22 protein-coding genes are annotated in these 17,689 nt (G+C 59.6%); 14 read left to right on the top strand and 8 right to left on the bottom strand.

Annotation, left to right across the window (positions count from 1 at the left end; translation table 11 throughout):
- Positions 1-41: 41 nt before the first annotated feature.
- The 5 genes from BLU63_RS05055 to BLU63_RS05075 all read right to left on the bottom strand — a co-directional run bounded on the left by BLU63_RS05055 (position 42) and on the right by BLU63_RS05075 (position 3,943).
- Positions 42-953, bottom strand: coding sequence for an SDR family oxidoreductase (locus BLU63_RS05055; RefSeq protein ID WP_010463212.1), 912 nt, complete (start codon positions 951-953; stop codon positions 42-44).
- Positions 954-1,064: 111 nt separating this feature from the next.
- On the bottom strand, positions 1,065-1,967 hold the full coding sequence (locus BLU63_RS05060; RefSeq protein WP_010463214.1) for an alpha/beta fold hydrolase: 903 nt from the start codon (positions 1,965-1,967) through the stop codon (positions 1,065-1,067).
- Positions 1,967-2,749 (bottom strand): class II aldolase/adducin family protein, encoded by a 783-nt coding sequence (locus BLU63_RS05065; protein ID WP_010463216.1) that lies wholly within the window; start codon positions 2,747-2,749, stop codon positions 1,967-1,969. Before BLU63_RS05065 ends, BLU63_RS05060 begins: the two co-directional genes overlap by 1 nt.
- 131 nt (positions 2,750-2,880) lie before the next feature.
- Positions 2,881-3,567: an LrgB family protein gene (locus BLU63_RS05070; protein ID WP_010463218.1), complete on the bottom strand. Its 687-nt coding sequence runs from the start codon at positions 3,565-3,567 to the stop codon at positions 2,881-2,883.
- On the bottom strand, positions 3,557-3,943 hold the full coding sequence (locus BLU63_RS05075) for a CidA/LrgA family protein (RefSeq protein WP_010463220.1): 387 nt from the start codon (positions 3,941-3,943) through the stop codon (positions 3,557-3,559). The genes BLU63_RS05070 and BLU63_RS05075 overlap by 11 nt, the downstream gene beginning before the upstream one ends.
- A 96-nt stretch (positions 3,944-4,039) precedes the next feature.
- Between BLU63_RS05075 and BLU63_RS05080 the strand changes: the two genes are divergently transcribed.
- The gene (locus BLU63_RS05080; protein WP_010463222.1) at positions 4,040-4,936 is read left to right on the top strand and encodes a LysR family transcriptional regulator; all 897 of its coding nucleotides are present in this window, start codon (positions 4,040-4,042) and stop codon (positions 4,934-4,936) included.
- Here the strand turns inward: BLU63_RS05080 and BLU63_RS05085 are convergent.
- Positions 4,917-5,372 (bottom strand): flavodoxin, encoded by a 456-nt coding sequence (locus BLU63_RS05085; protein ID WP_083375008.1) that lies wholly within the window; start codon positions 5,370-5,372, stop codon positions 4,917-4,919. The genes BLU63_RS05080 and BLU63_RS05085 overlap by 20 nt on opposite strands.
- A 99-nt stretch (positions 5,373-5,471) precedes the next feature.
- Here BLU63_RS05085 and BLU63_RS05090 point away from each other — a divergent pair, with 99 nt between their 5' ends.
- Positions 5,472-5,951 carry a PAS domain-containing protein gene (locus BLU63_RS05090; RefSeq protein ID WP_010463226.1) on the top strand — a complete coding sequence of 160 codons (480 nt, stop codon included), beginning with the start codon at positions 5,472-5,474 and terminating at the stop codon, positions 5,949-5,951.
- A 54-nt stretch (positions 5,952-6,005) separates the two neighbouring features.
- Positions 6,006-6,611, top strand: coding sequence for a hypothetical protein (locus BLU63_RS05095; RefSeq protein WP_010463228.1), 606 nt, complete (start codon positions 6,006-6,008; stop codon positions 6,609-6,611).
- A gap of 2 nt (positions 6,612-6,613) precedes the next feature.
- Here the strand turns inward: BLU63_RS05095 and BLU63_RS05100 are convergent, their stop codons facing one another.
- Positions 6,614-7,573 (bottom strand): MerR family transcriptional regulator, encoded by a 960-nt coding sequence (locus BLU63_RS05100; RefSeq protein ID WP_083377244.1) that lies wholly within the window; start codon positions 7,571-7,573, stop codon positions 6,614-6,616.
- Between the two features lie 210 nt (positions 7,574-7,783).
- On the opposite strand from BLU63_RS05100, the gene BLU63_RS05105 reads away from it, so the two are divergent.
- The 11 genes from BLU63_RS05105 to BLU63_RS05155 all read left to right on the top strand — a co-directional run bounded on the left by BLU63_RS05105 (position 7,784) and on the right by BLU63_RS05155 (position 16,587).
- Positions 7,784-8,353 (top strand): antibiotic biosynthesis monooxygenase, encoded by a 570-nt coding sequence (locus BLU63_RS05105; RefSeq protein ID WP_077750183.1) that lies wholly within the window; start codon positions 7,784-7,786, stop codon positions 8,351-8,353.
- 81 nt (positions 8,354-8,434) lie between these two features.
- Positions 8,435-9,145, top strand: a complete 711-nt coding sequence (gene folM, locus BLU63_RS05110; protein WP_010463235.1) for a dihydromonapterin reductase — start codon at positions 8,435-8,437, stop codon at positions 9,143-9,145.
- A 22-nt stretch (positions 9,146-9,167) separates the two neighbouring features.
- Positions 9,168-9,743 carry a GTP cyclohydrolase I FolE gene (gene folE, locus BLU63_RS05115; RefSeq protein ID WP_010463237.1) on the top strand — a complete coding sequence of 192 codons (576 nt, stop codon included), beginning with the start codon at positions 9,168-9,170 and terminating at the stop codon, positions 9,741-9,743.
- Between the two features lie 2 nt (positions 9,744-9,745).
- Positions 9,746-10,117, top strand: coding sequence for a dihydroneopterin triphosphate 2'-epimerase (gene folX / locus BLU63_RS05120; RefSeq protein WP_007970304.1), 372 nt, complete (start codon positions 9,746-9,748; stop codon positions 10,115-10,117).
- A gap of 104 nt (positions 10,118-10,221) precedes the next feature.
- Positions 10,222-10,518: a DUF1244 domain-containing protein gene (locus tag BLU63_RS05125; RefSeq protein WP_008150700.1), complete on the top strand. Its 297-nt coding sequence runs from the start codon at positions 10,222-10,224 to the stop codon at positions 10,516-10,518.
- Positions 10,511-10,849 (top strand): HopJ type III effector protein, encoded by a 339-nt coding sequence (locus BLU63_RS05130; protein WP_077750181.1) that lies wholly within the window; start codon positions 10,511-10,513, stop codon positions 10,847-10,849. The genes BLU63_RS05125 and BLU63_RS05130 overlap by 8 nt, the downstream gene beginning before the upstream one ends.
- A gap of 272 nt (positions 10,850-11,121) precedes the next feature.
- Complete coding sequence (locus BLU63_RS05135) at positions 11,122-12,372, top strand: 2-aminoadipate transaminase (protein WP_083375009.1); 1,251 nt, start codon at positions 11,122-11,124, stop codon at positions 12,370-12,372.
- 128 nt (positions 12,373-12,500) lie between these two features.
- On the top strand, positions 12,501-13,475 hold the full coding sequence (locus tag BLU63_RS05140) for an amino acid ABC transporter permease (RefSeq protein ID WP_077747437.1): 975 nt from the start codon (positions 12,501-12,503) through the stop codon (positions 13,473-13,475).
- A gap of 69 nt (positions 13,476-13,544) precedes the next feature.
- Positions 13,545-14,273 carry an amino acid ABC transporter ATP-binding protein gene (locus BLU63_RS05145; protein ID WP_010463253.1) on the top strand — a complete coding sequence of 243 codons (729 nt, stop codon included), beginning with the start codon at positions 13,545-13,547 and terminating at the stop codon, positions 14,271-14,273.
- 46 nt (positions 14,274-14,319) lie between these two features.
- Positions 14,320-15,153, top strand: a complete 834-nt coding sequence (locus BLU63_RS05150; protein WP_077747458.1) for a transporter substrate-binding domain-containing protein — start codon at positions 14,320-14,322, stop codon at positions 15,151-15,153.
- A 150-nt stretch (positions 15,154-15,303) separates the two neighbouring features.
- A complete protein-coding gene (locus tag BLU63_RS05155; RefSeq protein ID WP_083375010.1) occupies positions 15,304-16,587 on the top strand; it encodes an NAD(P)/FAD-dependent oxidoreductase in 1,284 nt (427 codons plus the stop codon).
- 94 nt (positions 16,588-16,681) lie between these two features.
- Here BLU63_RS05155 and trxB read toward each other — a convergent pair whose 3' ends face one another.
- Positions 16,682-17,644, bottom strand: coding sequence for a thioredoxin-disulfide reductase (gene trxB / locus BLU63_RS05160; protein WP_010463259.1), 963 nt, complete (start codon positions 17,642-17,644; stop codon positions 16,682-16,684).
- Between the last annotated feature and the right edge of the window lie 45 nt (positions 17,645-17,689).

The raw sequence follows: 17,689 nt of genomic DNA on the forward strand, positions 1-17,689 counted from the left end.
ACATAAGGGAGCAAGCATTCATGCTTGCTCCCCTTACACTCTTAAATCGAATACCTCTGCAAATTCCCCATCATCTCTTTAAGCGCCTCAATATTGTCCTTCGGATGCGCCGCCCCTTCGAAATCACAAATCTGCTCCCACTGCGCCGCCACATCCTCCGGCGAGAAGCCCACCCGCGGATCAAACCCGGCGCCCAGGCTACGTTCCCAGCGCACCTTGCCCATCCAGCCGCCACCGACTTCGAACAACCCGGACGTTTCCTGGCAGTTTTCACTGGCCAGGTACACCACCAACGGGCTCACCAGTTCCGGCTTGAGTTGCTCGAAAACTTGCGGCGGAATCAGGCCTTCGGTCATGCGAGTGCCGCCGGTGGGCGCGATGGCATTGACCAGGATGTTGTTCTTGCGACCTTCGATGGCGAGTGTGCGGGTCAGGCCGTAGAGGCCAAGCTTGGCCATGCCGTAGTTGGACTGGCCGAAATTGCCGTAGATGCCCGAAGTCGATGCGGTGAAGATCACCCGGCCATAGTTCTGCTCGCGCATGTGCGGCCAGGCGGCGCGGGTGACTTTGTAGGCGCCTTCGACGTGGACGCGGTAAACCAGGTCCCAGTCGGCGTCGTCCATTTTGTGGAAGGTCTTGTCGCGCAGGATCCCGGCGTTATTGACCACGACATCAATGCGGCCGAAGGCGTCGAGGGCATGCTGTACGATTTTGTCGCCATCGGTAACGGAGTCGTGGTTGGCTTCGGCGATGCCACCCGCCTCACGAATTTCCGCCACTACGCGGTCGGCTGCCGAGGCGTTGGCGCCTTCCCCTTGCGCCGAGCCGCCGAGATCATTGACCAGCACTTTAGCGCCCTGTTTGGCGAACAGCAGCGCGTGAGCCCGGCCCAGGCCGCCGCCGGCCCCCGTGACGATCACAACTTTATCTTCGAAGCGCACAGACTCATTCATGGGGGGAACTCCAGCAGACCAAGGACAATACGTCCGAGTGTCAGGCACCAGGCTGCTGGTCACAATAAACACAGGTAAAGCTGAATAGTGCTTGATAAGGCTGGGGGATAGTCAGGAACAGGCCGCCCTGCGCGGCGGAGAAATCAGCCGATCCCGAAACGCCTGATAATGCTTGAGCACCTGCGCCGGCGCTTCAGTCTGCGGGTAATGGCCAATATCAGGCAGCAGCACCGTGTCCGGGTTGGGGACCAGTTCCCGATAGCGCTTGACCATGTGCGCGCCGGAAATCGGATCGACTTCACCATCGATGACCCGCAGCGGAACCTCGCCACGCTGCATGGCGCTGACCCAACGCTCGCGCTGAACACGCCGCTCAGGAATATAAGCGATGAGCTTATGCATGATTCGCGGGCCGTGATTGCTGTCGATCAGGCCCCAGAAATCGTCCATCTCGCTTTCGGTGGGTCGAGTGTGCGGACCAAATATCTGCCGGAAACTTTTCACCAGTCCGTCGCGGGTAAAAGCTCTCCCGATCATCCAGCCCAAGGGGCTGAGCAACAGTTTTTGCATCAACACCGGGCGATGGGTTTCAGGAAACAGGCCGCCGTTGAGGAAAACACAACTGGCGATATCGACGCGCGTCTCGTAATGCCGGGCCAACAGTTCCTGAGCCACGCTGTCGCCATAATCGTGGGCCAACACATGCACCGGCTGTTCGACGTTCAGGTGCGCGAGCAGCGCCTGTTGCAGATCGGCCTGCTCCAACAGGCTGTATTCATGGTTGACCGGTTTGGCCGAGTCGCCGAAGCCGAGCATGTCGCAGGCAATTACCCGATAGCGCTGCGCCAGCGGTTGCCACAAGTAATGCCAGTCCCAACTGGCGGTCGGGAAACCATGGATGAGCAGCAACGGCTCACCCTGCCCCGCCGTCCAGTAATGGATGGTCTGGCCACGGAATACGAACGTCTGGCCGCGCTTTCGCCAGACACACAGGGGGATCTCGGCAAGTGCCATTAGAATTTATAACCCGGGTCTAGTTGATCGAGTTTGCGCAGCAACGCCGGCCAGGCCAACGCGCCGCCCATCCCTTGAGCACTTTTGGTCACGCCGGCAATCATTGCCTTGGCGCCCGCCAGAATCTGCGGCTCGATAGCAATCAGCTCGGCGCCACCATTCTGCGCCAGCACCTGGATATCGCAGGCGCGCTGAAAGGTGAACATCATCAGGAACGTGTCGGCGATGGTGCTGCCACAGGTCAGCAGGCCGTGGTTGTGCAGCATCAGGAAATTGTTTTCACCCAGGTCGGCTTGCAGGCGCGCCTTCTCTTCATGGTTCAGGGCAACGCCTTCGTAGGCGTGATACGCAAGGCTGGACAGCACAAACAATGACTGCTGACTGATCGGCAGAATGCCCTGCTTCTGTGCCGACACCGCCACACCCGCAGCGGTGTGAGTGTGCAACACGCACACCACATCGTGACGCACTTCATGCACGGCGCTGTGAATGGTGTAACCCGCCGGGTTGATTTCGTAAGGGCTGTCCATCAGCTTGTTGCCGGCCTGATCGACCTTGACCAGACTCGACGCAGTGATCTCGTGAAACATCAGCCCGAACGGGTTGATCAGGAAATCTTCGGTGCCCGGCACCTTGGCCGAGATATGCGTAAAGATCAGATCGTCCCAACCATGGGAGGCCACCAGACGATAACAGGCCGCCAGGTCGACGCGGGTCTGCCACTCGGCGGCACTGACCTGGTCTTTGACACTCTGGGGGGATTGGACGGGAGCAACTTTCACGGCAAGGACCTCCTGTTCTTATAGTTTTACTGTCGTTACCGCAGTCTAGTCGCCCCCGGATTTCGCGTAGTTGCATTGGCAGCCAGCTTGGTGGCCTAACGAGTCAGTTCAGGAGAAAGACTGGATCCATGTCAAAGGACCGCCGCCAACAAGGGGGCGGCAAACAGGTTCAAAAGCCCTGTCAGAACCATGACAAGCCCCGCAACCGAGCCTTCCTCACCGCCCACTTCATGGGCCCGACTGACACCGGCACCGTGCGCGCCGACGCCAAACAACGCACCGCGCGCAAGGGCGCTGCGCAACGGCAGCCACTTCAGCAGAATGCCGCCGAGCATCGCCCCGAACACACCAGTGAACATCACGAACACCGCCGTCAGTTCCGGCACGCCACCGAGGTCGTGAGCCAGCGGCATGGCAAACGGCGTGGTGATGGAGCGTGGCACCAGCGACATCGTCACCGAACTGTCCAGCGCCAGCGCCTTGGCCAGACCGAACGAGGTGCCGATGGACGCCGCACTGCCCGCCAGCATTCCGAGCAACAACGCCGACCAATACCGCATCAGCATCTGCCGCTGTTGCCAGATCGGCACGGCGAACGCGACGGTCACCGGCCCCAGCACCCACATCAGCCAATGGGTGTTGCTCGAATACTCCGAGTACGCGGTATGCAGCGGCACAGCGAGGGCCAGCAGCAGCGCCGGAACCAGAATCAGCGGCGACAGCAGATAACGCCCGGTGCGCCGGTAGATCCAGCGACTGAATAAATAGGCCGACAGCGTGAAGGCCAGCCAGAACATCGGCATCAGCTCAAGCTTCATGGGACCTCCGCAACCGCACCACCCCTTCCACGGTAAACGCGGTGACCAGCATCACCATCAGCGTACTCACGCCGATCACCAGCAGAATCCGCCAACCGTCGTCGCGCATCAGGCTGCCGTAATCGAGCAGGCTCATCAGCGCAGGAATAAAAAACAGCAGCATCTCGGCCATCAACAGGCCGGCCCCCATTTGCAACGCCGCCGGTTTGATCCCGCCAACCGCGAAAGCCAGCAGCAACAGCGCCATGCCGATGACGCCACCCGGGATCGGCCAAGCCAACCCCGCGGCAATTTCGCAGCCGAGCAGGTAGATGCCGAGCAGCACGGCCAGTTCAGCGGTCAATCGAGCCAGGCGTTTGAAGATGGATGAATTCATGGTTTCGGTCCTCACAGATGCTCATTTTACGGAGCGGGCTGCTATCCCCGAAACGAATTGTTAGACTCGGCTCTATTCCAATCTGGAATCAGGCGCATGGAATTCAAGCAGCTACGCAGCTTCGTCGAAGTGATGCACCAAGGGGGTTTCACCCAAGCCGCCAAGACTCTGCACATCAGCCAATCAGCGGTGAGCAAGCAGGTCGCTCAGCTGGAACAAAGTCTGGGCACACCGTTGCTCGAACGTTTGGGGTCGCAGCTGCGCCTGACCGCCGCCGGCAGCGTGGTGCTGCAACGGGCCGAAGGCATGCTGCGGCTGCGCAACGAGTTGCTCAGTGAGTTGGACGATTTGAGCCAACTGGCTCGCGGGGAATTGCGTCTGGGACTGCCGCTGCTGGGCAGTGACGCGCTGTTCGCCGGGCTGTTTGCCGAGTACCGGCGGCGCTACCCGAACATCAGCATTCAGTTACTGGAGGGCGGTAGCCTGAACATCGAACAGGCGGTGTTGAGTGGTGAGCTCGAACTCGGTGGCAGTCTGTTGCCGAAGGATCCGCAGTTCGCCTTTCAGCCTTTCTGCGATGAGCCGCTGGATGCGCTGCTGCCCGCCGATCATCCGTTGGCGACCAAGACAGTGATCGGACTGGAGGAATTGGCCGATACGCCGTTTCTGCTGTATCAGCGCAGCTTCGTGCTCAACGACCGGTTGCTGCAGGCTTGTCATCAGCTAGGGTTCACACCCAAGGAAGGTGGGCGCAGCGGCCAGGCGGATTTTCTTGCCGCACTGGTGGCCGCCGGCCAAGGCGTGGTGCTGCTGCCCAGCGTGGTGGCGCGTGGGCTGGTGCGGCCAGGCGTGGTGCGCCTGACCTTGAATGCCCCGGATTCGTTACGCTGGGACATTGCCTTTATCTGGCGGCAGGGGGCGTACTTGTCGAAGGCTGCACAAGCCTGGCTTGCCCTGCTGCGCGAGCGGCCGGTCAGCTCCGCAGCACCCTGATCAACTCGGCCAGCCAAGGCTCGGCATCGGTTTCCGGAGTCACACTTTCGCTGGCGTCCAGACGCAACATCGGCAGCACTTCACGCAGGCCCAGTTCGGCGAACAACTCACGCATCTGCTCGCCGCCGCCGCAGAACGTATCGCCGTAACTTGCATCGCCCAAGCCGATCACCACCCCCGGCAAACCGCGCCAGGCAGCAGGTAAATGGTCACGGATCATCGAATACAGGGGTTGCAGGTTATCCGGCAATTCACCCATGCCGGTGGTCGACGTCACCGCCAGAAATGCTTCCGGGCCGAAGGCCTGGACATCGGCCAGTGTCGCGCGCGGGTTGTGCCAGGTTTCGAAACCCGCGCCGTTTAAAAGAGAGGCGGCGTGGCGGGCAACTTCTTCTGCCGTGCCGTACACCGAGCCGGAAATGATGGCAACTTTCATCAATCGATCCTGAAGCTGTAAAAGACACAGATATTAACAGCACGGGCTCGTTTGATCTTTTAGAATGCAAATCCCTATCAATACGGAAAGGATTCTCCGATGATCAACGCTCAACTGTTGCAAATGGTAATCAACGCCTCCAACGACGGCATCGTGATTGCCGAAAAGGAAGGTGACCAGGACAACATCCTGATTTACGTAAACCCGGCGTTCGAGCGGCTGACGGGTTACACCAGCGAAGAAATTCTTTACCAGGATTGCCGTTTCCTGCAGGCCGGTGACCGGGATCAAAAAGAAGCCCTCACCGCAATTCGCAAAGCGTTGACCCTTGGCGGCTCCTGCCGGGAAATCCTGAGAAACTACCGAAAGGACGGCACCCCGTTCTGGAATGAACTGTCCCTTTCTACAGTGAAGAACGAAAGCGATGGGCAAACTTATTTTGTAGGCGTGCAGAAAGACGTTACGGTGCAGGTCAAGGCACAGCAGCGAGTTGCGCAACTGGAAGCACAATTGGCTGAGATGCAGGCCGAGCTTGCCGCGCTTAAAGCGACGAACGGTAAAAACAAAACAGCGAATTAATGGTCATTAACTACAATCACCGATGACTTTGTAACTATTCCTTTCGAGCAAGCCATGCAACGCGACGCACTCCTGACACAGGATGAGCTGGATTTTATCCAGACCATGCAACACAACCCCCAGCTCAATGTGCGGGATGCGACGTCGAGTCTGCTCGTCAACGGTGGATCGCAAATCCGTGATTTGCTCACGCGCCTGGCGGCCCATGAGCAAGTCACCATCCAGGCCAACTTCGAAAACCAGCAAATGACCTTTCCGCTGCATCTGGTGGAAGACGAATTTCATGCGCTGCATTTGCGTCTGGGCGTGCCGAGTATTTATGAAGACGGGCCAATGGTACGACCATGGCGCCTGACGCTTGAAGAGCCGGTGGCACTGGAAAATGCCAAAGGCCAGCCCGGCACGATGTGGGTGCATGAAATATCGTTCAAAGGGGTTTTGCTGGAAGTTCGCAACAAGACCAAACCGCCCAAACACTTCGCGTTGTGGTTCAGTCCGTCAGGCTATGAGCGGATTGCATTGCGCGGCACCTTCGAGCGTGAAACCGAGCAAGGTTTCTACGCTTACGAATTAAGCCAGAGCGACAAGGATGAGACCGAACGTCTGCGTCAGTACATCCTTCAGCAACATCGTCTGACACATCCCGCCCTGCACATCTGATCTCAGGTATCCAGGTTTCCTGCCAGGAACTGTTTCAAACGCTGACGCATCACCATCCCCTCATTTCCCAGACAACCGATCGACGATCCGGCCAGGCTGTCCTGTGCCAGGTCCGACGCATCGCCAGCCAGCAGCAACTGACAATCCAGGCTCAAGGCCAGTCGATTCAGACGTCGAGGCAACTCGGGGGCCGGCGCGTGGTTGGACACCAGCACCAGTGCCGTGGGCTTGATACACTCGCAAACCAGGGTCAACTCGTCGAAGGGCTGACCGATCGCCAGCAGTTGAATAGCCGAGTCGACACTGCTCAGGTACAGCGCCGTGACCAGCACTTCGAGTTCATGAGCCTGATCGGCCAAGGCGCAGACAATCACGCGTCGAGGCTGCATGACGCGCACCAGCAACATGCGCTGCAACACACGAGAACGCAGGAAACCATCCAGAAACAGCCATTCGCTGGTCTGACCGAACGCGTGATGGCGCTGCAGCATCAGCTTCCAGATCGGCATCAGGATGTCCTGGAACACCACGGTCAGGGGGTAACTGGAAAAAATCTGTCCATAGACTTGCTCCAGCTTAACCTCGTCAAACGCCGTCACCGCCACCTGAACCTCCTGCTGCCACTGGGCGTAGTCGGCCTGAACGAGTTCGTCGGGAATGATTTTCGCCAGGGCTTTAAGCGGCTCGGTCTTGGCCAGTATCTTGCCGACCTTGCTGACCGCGACGCCGCGATCGATCCAGCCGAGAATGCTGCGGACCTTTTCGATATCCGCCATCGAGTACAGCCGATGCCCGCTTTCGGTGCGTGTGGGCTGAATCAGGCCATATCGTCGCTCCCATGCCCGCAACGTAACGGGGTTGATACCCGTCAGGCGCGCTACTTCACGGATGGGAAACAGCTCTTCCTGTTCCAGTGCAGCTCCTCGCTGCAAATCTGGGACACCTTCAGTCAGGACAGGCATGTGGCAATTGAAGTCCGCGCGCAAAATTGGATCCCATTCTAACTCTTCCACCCCATGCTTGTTCAAGACTGATAAACGACCAATGTCGCTGGCGTATCCGTCAGAATCAGGAATAATCCTTGCTTGTCTCAAGACGCAGCCCATCACCCCGGCGCTGCGCCTGGCGAAACTCCTACCCGGAGTGACGCATCTGTTATACGGAGATTCACCATGTCTACCTCACCCGTCACGCTGATGGTTGCGCGCCGCGTCGCCGATGGGCGTTATCAGGACCTGATGGCCTGGTTGCGCGAAGGCGAACAACTGGCCACCGACTTCCCCGGTTATCTCGGCTCAGGTGTGCTCGCTCCGCCGCCCGGCGATAACGAATTCCAGATTATTTTCCGCTTTGCCAACGAGCAAACCATGCACGCCTGGGAGCATTCCGCTTCGCGTACCGCATGGCTGGCGCGCGGCAGCGATCTGTTTGCGCACAAGACGGAACATCGCGTGAGTGGCATTGAAGGCTGGTTCGGCGCGGTCGGCCAGCGCCCACCCCGCTGGAAGCAGGCGGTGGCAATCTGGCTGGCATTCTTTCCGGTTTCCCTGCTGTTCAACTTTGTAATGGGGCCGTTGCTCGACGACATGAGCCTGCTGCCGCGCGTGCTCATCAGCACCCTGTGCCTGACGCCGTTGATGGTCTACTTCTTCATTCCGCTATCGACCCGCCTGCTGGCCAGCTGGTTGAACAGCACGCCAGCACGCCCGTTGCCCGCCAAGCCCACTCCCCAAAACCACTGATCCCCCTTGTGGGAGCCCCGCAATAGGTGAATGCCGCTGCGCGCTGGTATAGTTTTGCTCTTACCGCGACGCGAGCCGTTCATGACCTCTTCCGCAGCTCCGATCCTCATCACCGGTGCCGGCCAGCGTGTCGGCCTGCACTGTGCGCAACGTTTGCTCGAAGACGGCCATCCGGTGATCTTCAGTTACCGCAGCGAACGCCCAGGCGTGCAGACATTGCGCGACCTGGGCGCCACCGCGGTATTTGCCGACTTCTCCACTGAAGCGGGGATCCTCGCGTTCATCACCCAACTGAAAACCCACACCGACAGCCTGCGAGCCATTGTCCACAACGCTTCCGAATGGCTGGCCGAAACCCCGGACACCGACGCCGAGGCCTTTACCCGCATGTTCAGCGTGCACATGCTGGCGCCCTACCTGATCAACCTGCACTGTGCCGACTTGCTCGAACGCTCAAGCCCCGCCGACATCGTGCACATCAGCGATGACGTGACCCGCAAGGGCAGCAGCAAACACATTGGCTACTGCGCCAGCAAAGCCGGGCTCGACAGCCTCACCCTGTCCTTCGCCGCGAAATACGCGCCGACAATCAAGGTCAACGGTATCGCGCCAGCCCTGCTAATGTTCAACCCCGACGACAACGCGGCATACCGCGCCAAGGCCCTGGCCAAGTCCGCGCTGGGCATCGAACCCGGCAGCGAAGTGATCTACCAGAGCCTGCGTTATTTGCTCGACAACCCTTATGTCACTGGCACGACCCTGACCGTCAATGGCGGACGGCACCTCAAATAAGCAGCCCCCGCGAGGATGTTCCATGACGTTATCCCTGCACCAGAACGCCCTGTCCGAGAGCTATCGCGAAATTCTCATCGGTCTCGGCGAAAACCCCGACCGCGAAGGACTGCAAGACACCCCGGTTCGCGCAGCCAAAGCCATGCAGTACCTCTGCCACGGCTACGACCAGAGTGTCGAGGAGATCGTCAACGGCGCACTGTTTGCGTCAGACACCGACGAGATGATCATCGTCGCCGACATCGAACTGTATTCGTTGTGCGAACATCACCTGCTGCCCTTCATTGGCAAGGCCCATGTGGCTTATATTCCGACGGGCAAGGTGCTGGGCCTGTCGAAGATCGCGCGGCTGGTGGACATGTTCGCCCGCCGCCTGCAGATACAGGAAAACCTCACCCGACAGATCGCCGATGCGGTGCAACAGGTGACTGACGCGGCCGGTGTCGCGGTGGTCATCGAAGCCAGGCACATGTGCATGATGATGCGCGGCGTCGAGAAACAGAATTCGACCATGAACACCTCGGTGATGCTCGGCGCCTTCCGCGAGTCGAGCACCACCCGCCAGGAGTTCCTGCAATTGATTGGACGGAGCAAGTAGCAATGCCACAACTTCAACCAGGAATGGCACGCATCCGGGTCAAGGACCTGTGCCTGCGGACCTTCATCGGGATCAACGAGGATGAAATCCTCAACAAGCAGGATGTTCTGATCAACCTGACCATCCTGTATGCCGCTCAGGAAGCGGTGCGTGACAACGACATCGATCACGCGCTGAATTACCGGACCATCACCAAGGCGATCATCGCCCACGTGGAAGGCAATCGCTTCGCCCTGCTCGAACGCCTGACCCAGGAGATCCTCGATCTGGTCATGGCCAACGCGTCGGTGTTGTACGCCGAAGTTGAAGTCGACAAACCCCACGCCCTGCGATTCGCCGAGTCGGTGTCGATTACGCTCGCTGCAAGCCGCTAAGCTTCAAGCTTCAAGCTTCAAGCTTCAGGCGTTAAGCTACAAGCCATCGCAACCCATCTTGCAGCTTGAAGCTTACCGCTCGAAGCTGCCTCGCAGAGGCCCCCATGACCGATCAACAACGCCTGGAACTTGAAGCCGCCGCCTTTCGCCGGCTGGTCGCCCACCTGGACAGCCGCAAGGACGTGCAGAACATCGACCTGATGAACCTCTCGGGCTTCTGCCGCAACTGCCTGTCCAAGTGGTACAAGGCCGCCGCCGACGAACGCCAGATCGAGGTCAGCCTCGATGACGCTCGCGAAGTGGTTTACGGCATGCCTTACGCCGAGTGGAAAGCCCAATACCAGCAAGAAGCCAACGCCGAACAACAAGCGGCGTTCGCCAAAGGAAAACCCAATGAGTGATTTGAACACCCTGCGCGCCAGCCTCAAGAGCGGTGAGCATGTTTTCGCCGACACCCTGGCGTTCATCGCCACGGGTTACGACTACCAGCCTCAGGCTTTCAACAACGGCGGCGTGGAAAACGCCGCCGGGCAGAACGAAGGTTCGTGCAAGACCCTGGGCCTGGCGCTGCTGGAAGGCCTGACCGATGAAGAGGCGCTGTTGGCCTTTGGCGAGCATTACCGCTCGGTCGTGGCCACGCCTGAAGGCAACGACCACGGCAATATCCGCGCGTTGATTGCGCAGGGTCTGGCGGGCGTGAAATTCACCCAACAGCCGCTGACTCGCCGTTAATCAAAGTCCGCGAAACACTTCACGAGCGACACAGAACCTGTGGCGAGGGAGCTTGCTCCCGCTGGACTGCGTAGCGGTCCCTCTTTTTTGGGGCCGTTGCGCGACCCAGCGGGAGCAAGCTCCCTCGCCACAAGTTACGCTTTGCCTGCCCATCTCTTATTCGCACACATCCCGACTTTTAAGATTGACCCGTCCACTTTATTTCGTTTGCCCCCACCCACTGCTCACGGCTTAGATAAAAAGAAGCATCCCTTCTTCAGAGTCGGTCATCCATGAGCAGCGAAACCATCAGCCAGTCGATCAACGTCGTTCATCCCGTCACGCTCAGCCACGGCAAAAACGCCGAGGTCTGGGACACCGATGGCAAACGCTACATCGACTTCGTCGGCGGCATCGGCGTACTGAACCTCGGCCATTGCCATCCGCGCATCGTCGAGGCCATTCGCGAACAAGCCACGCGGCTGACGCACTACGCGTTCAACGCCGCACCGCATGTGCCCTACATCGAACTGATGGATCGCCTGACGGCGTTCATTCCGGTGGACTACGCTGTCAGTGGCATGCTCACCAACAGCGGCGCAGAAGCGGCGGAAAACGCCCTGAAGATCGTCCGTGGCTCGACCGGTCGCACAGCCGTCATTGCCTTCGACGGTGCCTTCCATGGCCGCACGCTCGCCACCCTCAACCTCAACGGCAAAGTCGCACCGTACAAACAGAAAGTCGGCGCGCTGCCGGGGCCTGTGTATCACCTGCCCTTTCCAAGCAAGGACAACGGCGTGACCTGCGCCGAAGCGCTGAAGGCGATGGATCGACTGTTCAGCGTCGAAATCGACGTCAATGACGTGGCCTGTTTTATCGTCGAACCGGTTCAAGGTGAAGCGGGATTTCTGGCGATGGATGTCGAGTTCGCACAGGCGCTGCGCACGTTCTGCGATGAAAAAAATATTCTGCTGATCGCCGATGAAATCCAGTCCGGCTTTGGCCGCACCGGCGAGCGTTTTGCCTTTTCGCGCCTGGGCATCGAGCCGGACCTGATCCTGCTGGGCAAAAGCATCGCCGGCGGCGTACCACTGGGCGCGGTAGTCGGGCGCAAGTCGCTGCTCGACACCTTGCCCAAAGGTGGACTGGGCGGCACCTATTCGGGCAACCCCATCGCCTGCGCCGCCGCATTGGCAACGCTGGATGAAATGACGGATGCCAACCTGCAAGCCTGGGGGTCGCAACAGGAAGAAGCGATTGTCAGCCGTTACGAGTCCTGGCGCGCAAGCAAACTTTCACCGTATCTGGGTCGTTTGACCGGCGTCGGTGCGATGCGCGGTATCGAGTTGACCCATGCCAACGGCTCCCCCGCCTCGGCGCAGCTCACACAATTGCTGGCGTTGGCGCGTGACGCGGGTCTGCTGTTGATGCCGAGCGGCAAATCACGGCACATCATTCGGCTGCTGGCGCCGTTGACCACCGAGGCGACGGTGCTGGAGGAAGGGCTGGATATCCTCGAGGCGTGCCTGGCAAGACTGTCCTGACAGCGAAGTGCGTTCCGGGACTGACGTAGCGAATTAAGTTCGCTTGTGGTCCCGGAATCGACGTCGCAATACTGACCAAAGACCCTTTTACCTAGCGAGAACATCACCACCGACAAGCTGAGGCAGACATGTATCACGACAATATAATTTATAAGAAAAAGTCTAACGATCCTCACTTCCTGCTCGGCGTAGCCGTGGTGTTGTTCCTCGGCGCCTACCTGATGAACCTGGGCAACAGCGCCCTCAGTCATTTTCTGCATCCGCTGCTGGGCAATGCCCCGGACAGCCTGACGGCACGCAACGTCGCCATCGGGCTGGGCATTGCCGTACTGGGCACCTTGAACTTCCACGTCCTCGGGCGCCTGAAGTTCAAAGTGCAGACTACGGTGGTGTGGATCGAACTACTGATCCTGTTTCTGGCGTTCTTCGACACCTTCGACCTGTCTTACAGCTTCATCCTCGACAAGATCGGTTTCCTGATCATCCAGGGCGCTGCAACCACCTTGTACATCTCTGCAGTGGCCATCGTCCTGGCCTTTGTGCTGGCGCTGGTCGGCGCAGTGGCCAAGCTGTCGAACAACGGCCTGGCCAATGCCCTCGCCTCGTTCTACACCTCGTTCTTTCGCGGCGTGCCGTTGCTGATTCAGATCTACCTGATTTACCTGGGTCTGCCGCAACTGGGCTACGTGGTCGATGCGGTGCCTGCCGGTATCCTCGCGCTGTCCCTGTGTTACGGCGCCTACATGACCGAGATTTTCCGGGCCGGCATCCAGAGCATTCCGGTCGGCCAGTGGGAAGCCTCGCGGGCGCTGAACATCAGCCCGTTCAAGACCCTGAGCCGGGTCATCATGCCGCAGGCCTTGCGGGTGATCATTCCACCCACCGGCAACCAGTTCATCGCCATGCTCAAGGACAGTTCGCTGGTGTCGGTGATCGGTGTCTGGGAACTGATGTACCTGGCCAAGACCCAGGGGCGCGCAGACTTCCGCCACCTGGAAATGCTGATCACCGCCGCGATGATTTACTGGGCCCTGTCGTTCATTCTGGAACGGGTCCAGGCGCGAATCGAAAAACGGGTCAATCGATCCGTGGCAAGGGGTTGATGCGTGATGACTCGTACCGATACCGCCCAACAACGCGACCTGGCCCCTGCTGCGCAGACCAGTCCCTCGATGATTTCAATCACCGGCCTGAACAAGTGGTACGGCAACTTTCACGCCCTGCGCGACGTCGACCTGAACGTCGCCACTGGCGAAATCCTGGTGGTGTGCGGCCCGTCGGGTTCGGGCAAATCGACAATGATTCGCTGCATCAACCACCTGGAAAATTTCCAGAAGGGCCACATTCAGGTCAACGGCATTACGCTCACCAGTGAAGCGGAAAGTGTCAGCGCCGTGCGCAGCGAAATCGGCATGGTGTTCCAAAGCTTCAACCTGTTCCCGCACTTGAGCGTGATGGACAACCTGACTCTGGCCCCACAACTGGTGCAAGGCGTGTCGGCCACCGAGGCGAAAAAACGCGCGCAGGTCTATCTGGAGCGGGTGCGGATTGCCGAGCATGCCCACAAATATCCGTCGCAACTGTCCGGCGGCCAGCAGCAGCGCGTGGCCATTGCCCGGGCGCTGTGCATGAACCCCAAAGTGATGCTGTTCGATGAACCAACCTCGGCGCTGGACCCGGAAATGGTCCACGAGGTGCTGGACGTGATGGGCGAGCTGGCCACCGACGGCATGACGATGATTTGCGTGACCCACGAAATGGGCTTTGCCAGCAAGGTCGCCGACCGAGTGCTGTTCATGGATCAGGGCCAGGTGATCGAACAAGCCACCCCGGCCGAGTTTTTCAAAAACCCGCAGACCGAACGCGCACAGAAATTCCTGTCGCAGATCATCGGGCACTGAGAAGCGCTTTACCCCCGCATAACAATAACGAAAAGTGGAGATGGACATGCTCAGTAAAAAACCCGCAATCACCCTTGCTGCCGCCTTGTCACTGTTGTTCGTCGGCGCCGCGAACGCCGGTGCCGTTCTGGACAAGATCGAAAGCAGCAAGACGTTGACCGTCGCCACCTCGGCGACCTGGCCCCCGCAGGGGTTCATCAACGACAAGAATGAAATCGACGGTTTTGATATCGACGTGTCCAAGGAGATCGCCAAGCGTCTCGGCGTCGAGGCCAAATTCATCACGCCCGACTGGGATGTGATTACCGCCGGCAAGTGGAATGGCCGCTGGGACGTGTCCGTCGGCTCGATGACCGCCACCAAGAGCCGTGCGCGGATTCTCGACTTTCCCGGCACCTACTACTACGTGCCCTACGTGTTTGCGGTGCACAACAAATCCACGGTCACCGACCACAAGGCGTTGAATGGCAAAACCATCGGCGTCGAAGGCGGCACGACGTCCGAGGACTATTTCAGCCAGGCACTGGCCATCGAAACCACTGACGTGCCACCCGTCGTCTACGACGTTAAAACCGAAAAAATGAAGACCTACGCCGGCTCCGTCGGACCGCTGGACGATCTGCGCCTGGGCGACGGTGCTCGACTCGACGCCATCCTCACCCAACGCAGCACGCTGGATGCGGCCGTCAAGAAGGGTTACCCATTACGCGCTGTCGACAACGGCGTGGTGTTCTACGAACCGTTGGCCGTTGCCACCGACAAGGGGGACCCGGAGCTGAAGGCGAAACTGAGTGAAATCATCGGCGCAATGCACAAGGACGGCACGCTGACCAAACTGTCGGACAAGTGGTACGGCGTCGACTACTCGACCATCAAGTAACACCGCCCTCCCCTGAGGGAGCGAGCCTGCTCGCGATGAGGCCATCAAATTCAGCATTAATGTTGAATGTTCGACCGCCATCGCGAGCAGGCTCGCTCCCACGAAGGCCAGCCCTCGCTTGAATGTCCGGCAACTTATCAAGGATCGACCATGTCCTTCCCCAACACCTGGTATTCCCAAACCTCGCTGCCCCGTGCGGCCAGGCCCGAATTGAACACCGACGAAACCTGCGACGTCTGCATCATCGGTGCCGGCATCGCCGGCCTCACCGCCGCCCTCGAACTGATCCGGCGCGGCAAGCGTGTGATCATCCTCGAAGCCCATCAGGTCGCGTGGGGAGCCTCCGGCCGCAATGGCGGCGTGGTCTCGCCGGGCTGGGCCGAAGGGTCTGGAGCGATCCGCAAAAAACTGGGACTGGAAAACGCCAGAACGCTGTTCCAGATGTCGGTTGAAGGAGTAGAGATTGTCCGCCGCAACATCGCCGAACTGGCCCTCACCGGCTGCAATCCGTCCGCCGGCACAATCCGGGTCAAGCGCTACGACGACAGCGCCAGCGTGAAAAACCACATCGACACAATGCGCCGCGACTTCGCTTACGAACTCAACTTCCTCGACACCGCCCAGGTCCGCGAACGGGCGCACACCCAACGTTATTTCCAGGGTGTGGAGGACCCGAATGCCCTACATTTCCACCCGTTGAATTATTGCCTGGGCCTGGCCCTTGCCATTGAAGCGGCGGGCAGTCGCATTTTCGAACACTCCAAAATGCTCACCTGGCGTCGCGAAGGGGCCGACAAGATTGTCCAGACCGCTCACGGCAGCGTGCGCTGTCAGGACCTGGTGTTCTGCGCCGGCGGTTACGGCGGACCGGAGCTGCAAAAGCTCAGCCGCGCCTACCTGCCGATTGCCACCTACGTGGTGCTGACCGAACACCTGGGCGATTCGATCAAAAGCGTTCTCGAGTCAGGCGCCGCGTTTTCCGATGACCGTCGCGCCTCGGACTATTACCGCATTGTCGAAGGCGATCGCCTGTTGTGGGGCGGACGTATCACGACCCGTCACGAACAGAATGAAAAAGCCCTGGCGGCCATGCTCAAGGCCGACATGGTGTCGGTGTATCCGCAACTGGCGCCGGTCAGGATCGAATTGGCCTGGTCCGGTCTGATGGGGTATTCCACCAACAAAATGCCCAACCTGGGATGGCTGGAACCAGGTGTCTGGGCGTGCACTTCATTTGGCGGTCATGGACTGAATACCGGTTCGATTGGCGGCAGGGTGATTGCTGAAGCGGTGTGCGGGGAAACTGCTCGGCATGAACTGTTCAAGCCGTACTTGCTGGACTGGAACGGTGGGCCGTTCGGGCGCGTTGCCGCCAATGCGATCTATCAATCGCTGAAGGTCATGGACTTCGTCCAGGAACGGTTTCGCGGTTGACCAACACAAGCCTCGCTCCTGCAGGGGTCTGGTGAACGCTTTTGCTGTGGGCACAAAAAAACCGGCCGAAGCCGGTTTTTTCATTTCAACGATTTCAGAACTTGGCGTTCTGCAGATCATCGAGGTAACGCTCGGCATCCAGTGCCGCCATGCAACCGGCGCCGGCCGAGGTGATGGCCTGACGGTAAACGTGGTCAGCCACGTCACCGGCAGCGAAGATGCCTTCGACGCTGGTGGCCGTTGCGTTGCCGTCGCGGCCGCCCTGCACAACCATGTAGCCGTCTTTCAACGTCAGCTGGCCTTCGAACAGCGAAGTGTTCGGGGTGTGGCCGATGGCGATGAACACGCCGTCGACTTTCAGCTCGTCGAAGCTGCCGTCGTTGTTCTTCAGGCGGGCACCGGTGACGCCCATGTTGTCGCCCAGGACTTCGTCCAGGTTCGCGTTCAGCTTCAGGATGATCTTGCCTTCGGCAACGCGGGCATTGAGCTTGTCGATCAGGATCTTCTCGGCGCGGAAAGTTTCGCGACGGTGGACCAGGGTCACGGTGCTGGCGATGTTGGCCAGGTACAGCGCTTCTTCAACAGCGGTGTTGCCGCCGCCGACCACAGCCACTGGCTTGTTGCGGTAGAAGAAACCGTCGCAAGTTGCGCAGGCCGATACGCCTTTGCCCATGAACGCTTCTTCCGAAGGCAGGCCGAGGTAACGGGCGCTGGCGCCGGTGGCGATGATCAGGGCGTCGCAGGTGTAAGTCGCGCTGTCGCCGATCAGGGTGTACGGCTTGGCAGCGAAGTCCACGGCATTGATGTGATCGAAAACGATCTCGGTTTCAAAACGCTCGGCGTGCTCTTTCATGCGGTCCATCAGCGCCGGGCCGGTCAGGCCGTGGACGTCGCCCGGCCAGTTGTCGACTTCGGTGGTGGTGGTCAGTTGACCGCCGGCCTGCATGCCGGTGATCAGCAGTGGCTTGAGATTGGCACGGGCGGCATAGACCGCGGCACTGTAACCGGCAGGGCCGGAACCGAGAATAATCACTCGCGAATGACGGACTTCAGACATGACCTGCTCCTGTTGACCGGCCCGGAACACCTGGCGCGGAACGCC

The sequence above is a fragment of the Pseudomonas mandelii genome (assembly GCF_900106065.1).
GTDB lineage: Bacteria > Pseudomonadota > Gammaproteobacteria > Pseudomonadales > Pseudomonadaceae > Aquipseudomonas > Aquipseudomonas mandelii.

Bases quoted from the DNA above. Each gene is read 5' to 3' on its own strand.
- BLU63_RS05055 (WP_010463212.1), bottom strand. From the start codon at position 953: ATGAATGAGTCTGTGCGCTTCGAAGATAAAGTTGTGATCGTCACGGGG.
- BLU63_RS05060 (WP_010463214.1), bottom strand. From the start codon at position 1,967: ATGGCACTTGCCGAGATCCCCCTGTGTGTCTGGCGAAAGCGCGGCCAG.
- BLU63_RS05070 (WP_010463218.1), bottom strand. From the start codon at position 3,567: ATGAAGCTTGAGCTGATGCCGATGTTCTGGCTGGCCTTCACGCTGTCG.
- BLU63_RS05075 (WP_010463220.1), bottom strand. From the start codon at position 3,943: ATGAATTCATCCATCTTCAAACGCCTGGCTCGATTGACCGCTGAACTG.
- BLU63_RS05080 (WP_010463222.1), top strand. From the start codon at position 4,040: ATGGAATTCAAGCAGCTACGCAGCTTCGTCGAAGTGATGCACCAAGGG.
- BLU63_RS05085 (WP_083375008.1), bottom strand. From the start codon at position 5,372: ATGAAAGTTGCCATCATTTCCGGCTCGGTGTACGGCACGGCAGAAGAA.
- BLU63_RS05090 (WP_010463226.1), top strand. From the start codon at position 5,472: ATGATCAACGCTCAACTGTTGCAAATGGTAATCAACGCCTCCAACGAC.
- BLU63_RS05095 (WP_010463228.1), top strand. From the start codon at position 6,006: ATGCAACGCGACGCACTCCTGACACAGGATGAGCTGGATTTTATCCAG.
- BLU63_RS05100 (WP_083377244.1), bottom strand. From the start codon at position 7,573: ATGCCTGTCCTGACTGAAGGTGTCCCAGATTTGCAGCGAGGAGCTGCA.
- BLU63_RS05105 (WP_077750183.1), top strand. From the start codon at position 7,784: ATGTCTACCTCACCCGTCACGCTGATGGTTGCGCGCCGCGTCGCCGAT.
- folM (WP_010463235.1), top strand. From the start codon at position 8,435: ATGACCTCTTCCGCAGCTCCGATCCTCATCACCGGTGCCGGCCAGCGT.
- folE (WP_010463237.1), top strand. From the start codon at position 9,168: ATGACGTTATCCCTGCACCAGAACGCCCTGTCCGAGAGCTATCGCGAA.
- folX (WP_007970304.1), top strand. From the start codon at position 9,746: ATGCCACAACTTCAACCAGGAATGGCACGCATCCGGGTCAAGGACCTG.
- BLU63_RS05125 (WP_008150700.1), top strand. From the start codon at position 10,222: ATGACCGATCAACAACGCCTGGAACTTGAAGCCGCCGCCTTTCGCCGG.
- BLU63_RS05130 (WP_077750181.1), top strand. From the start codon at position 10,511: ATGAGTGATTTGAACACCCTGCGCGCCAGCCTCAAGAGCGGTGAGCAT.
- BLU63_RS05135 (WP_083375009.1), top strand. From the start codon at position 11,122: ATGAGCAGCGAAACCATCAGCCAGTCGATCAACGTCGTTCATCCCGTC.
- BLU63_RS05140 (WP_077747437.1), top strand. From the start codon at position 12,501: ATGTATCACGACAATATAATTTATAAGAAAAAGTCTAACGATCCTCAC.
- BLU63_RS05145 (WP_010463253.1), top strand. From the start codon at position 13,545: ATGATTTCAATCACCGGCCTGAACAAGTGGTACGGCAACTTTCACGCC.
- BLU63_RS05150 (WP_077747458.1), top strand. From the start codon at position 14,320: ATGCTCAGTAAAAAACCCGCAATCACCCTTGCTGCCGCCTTGTCACTG.
- BLU63_RS05155 (WP_083375010.1), top strand. From the start codon at position 15,304: ATGTCCTTCCCCAACACCTGGTATTCCCAAACCTCGCTGCCCCGTGCG.
- trxB (WP_010463259.1), bottom strand. From the start codon at position 17,644: ATGTCTGAAGTCCGTCATTCGCGAGTGATTATTCTCGGTTCCGGCCCT.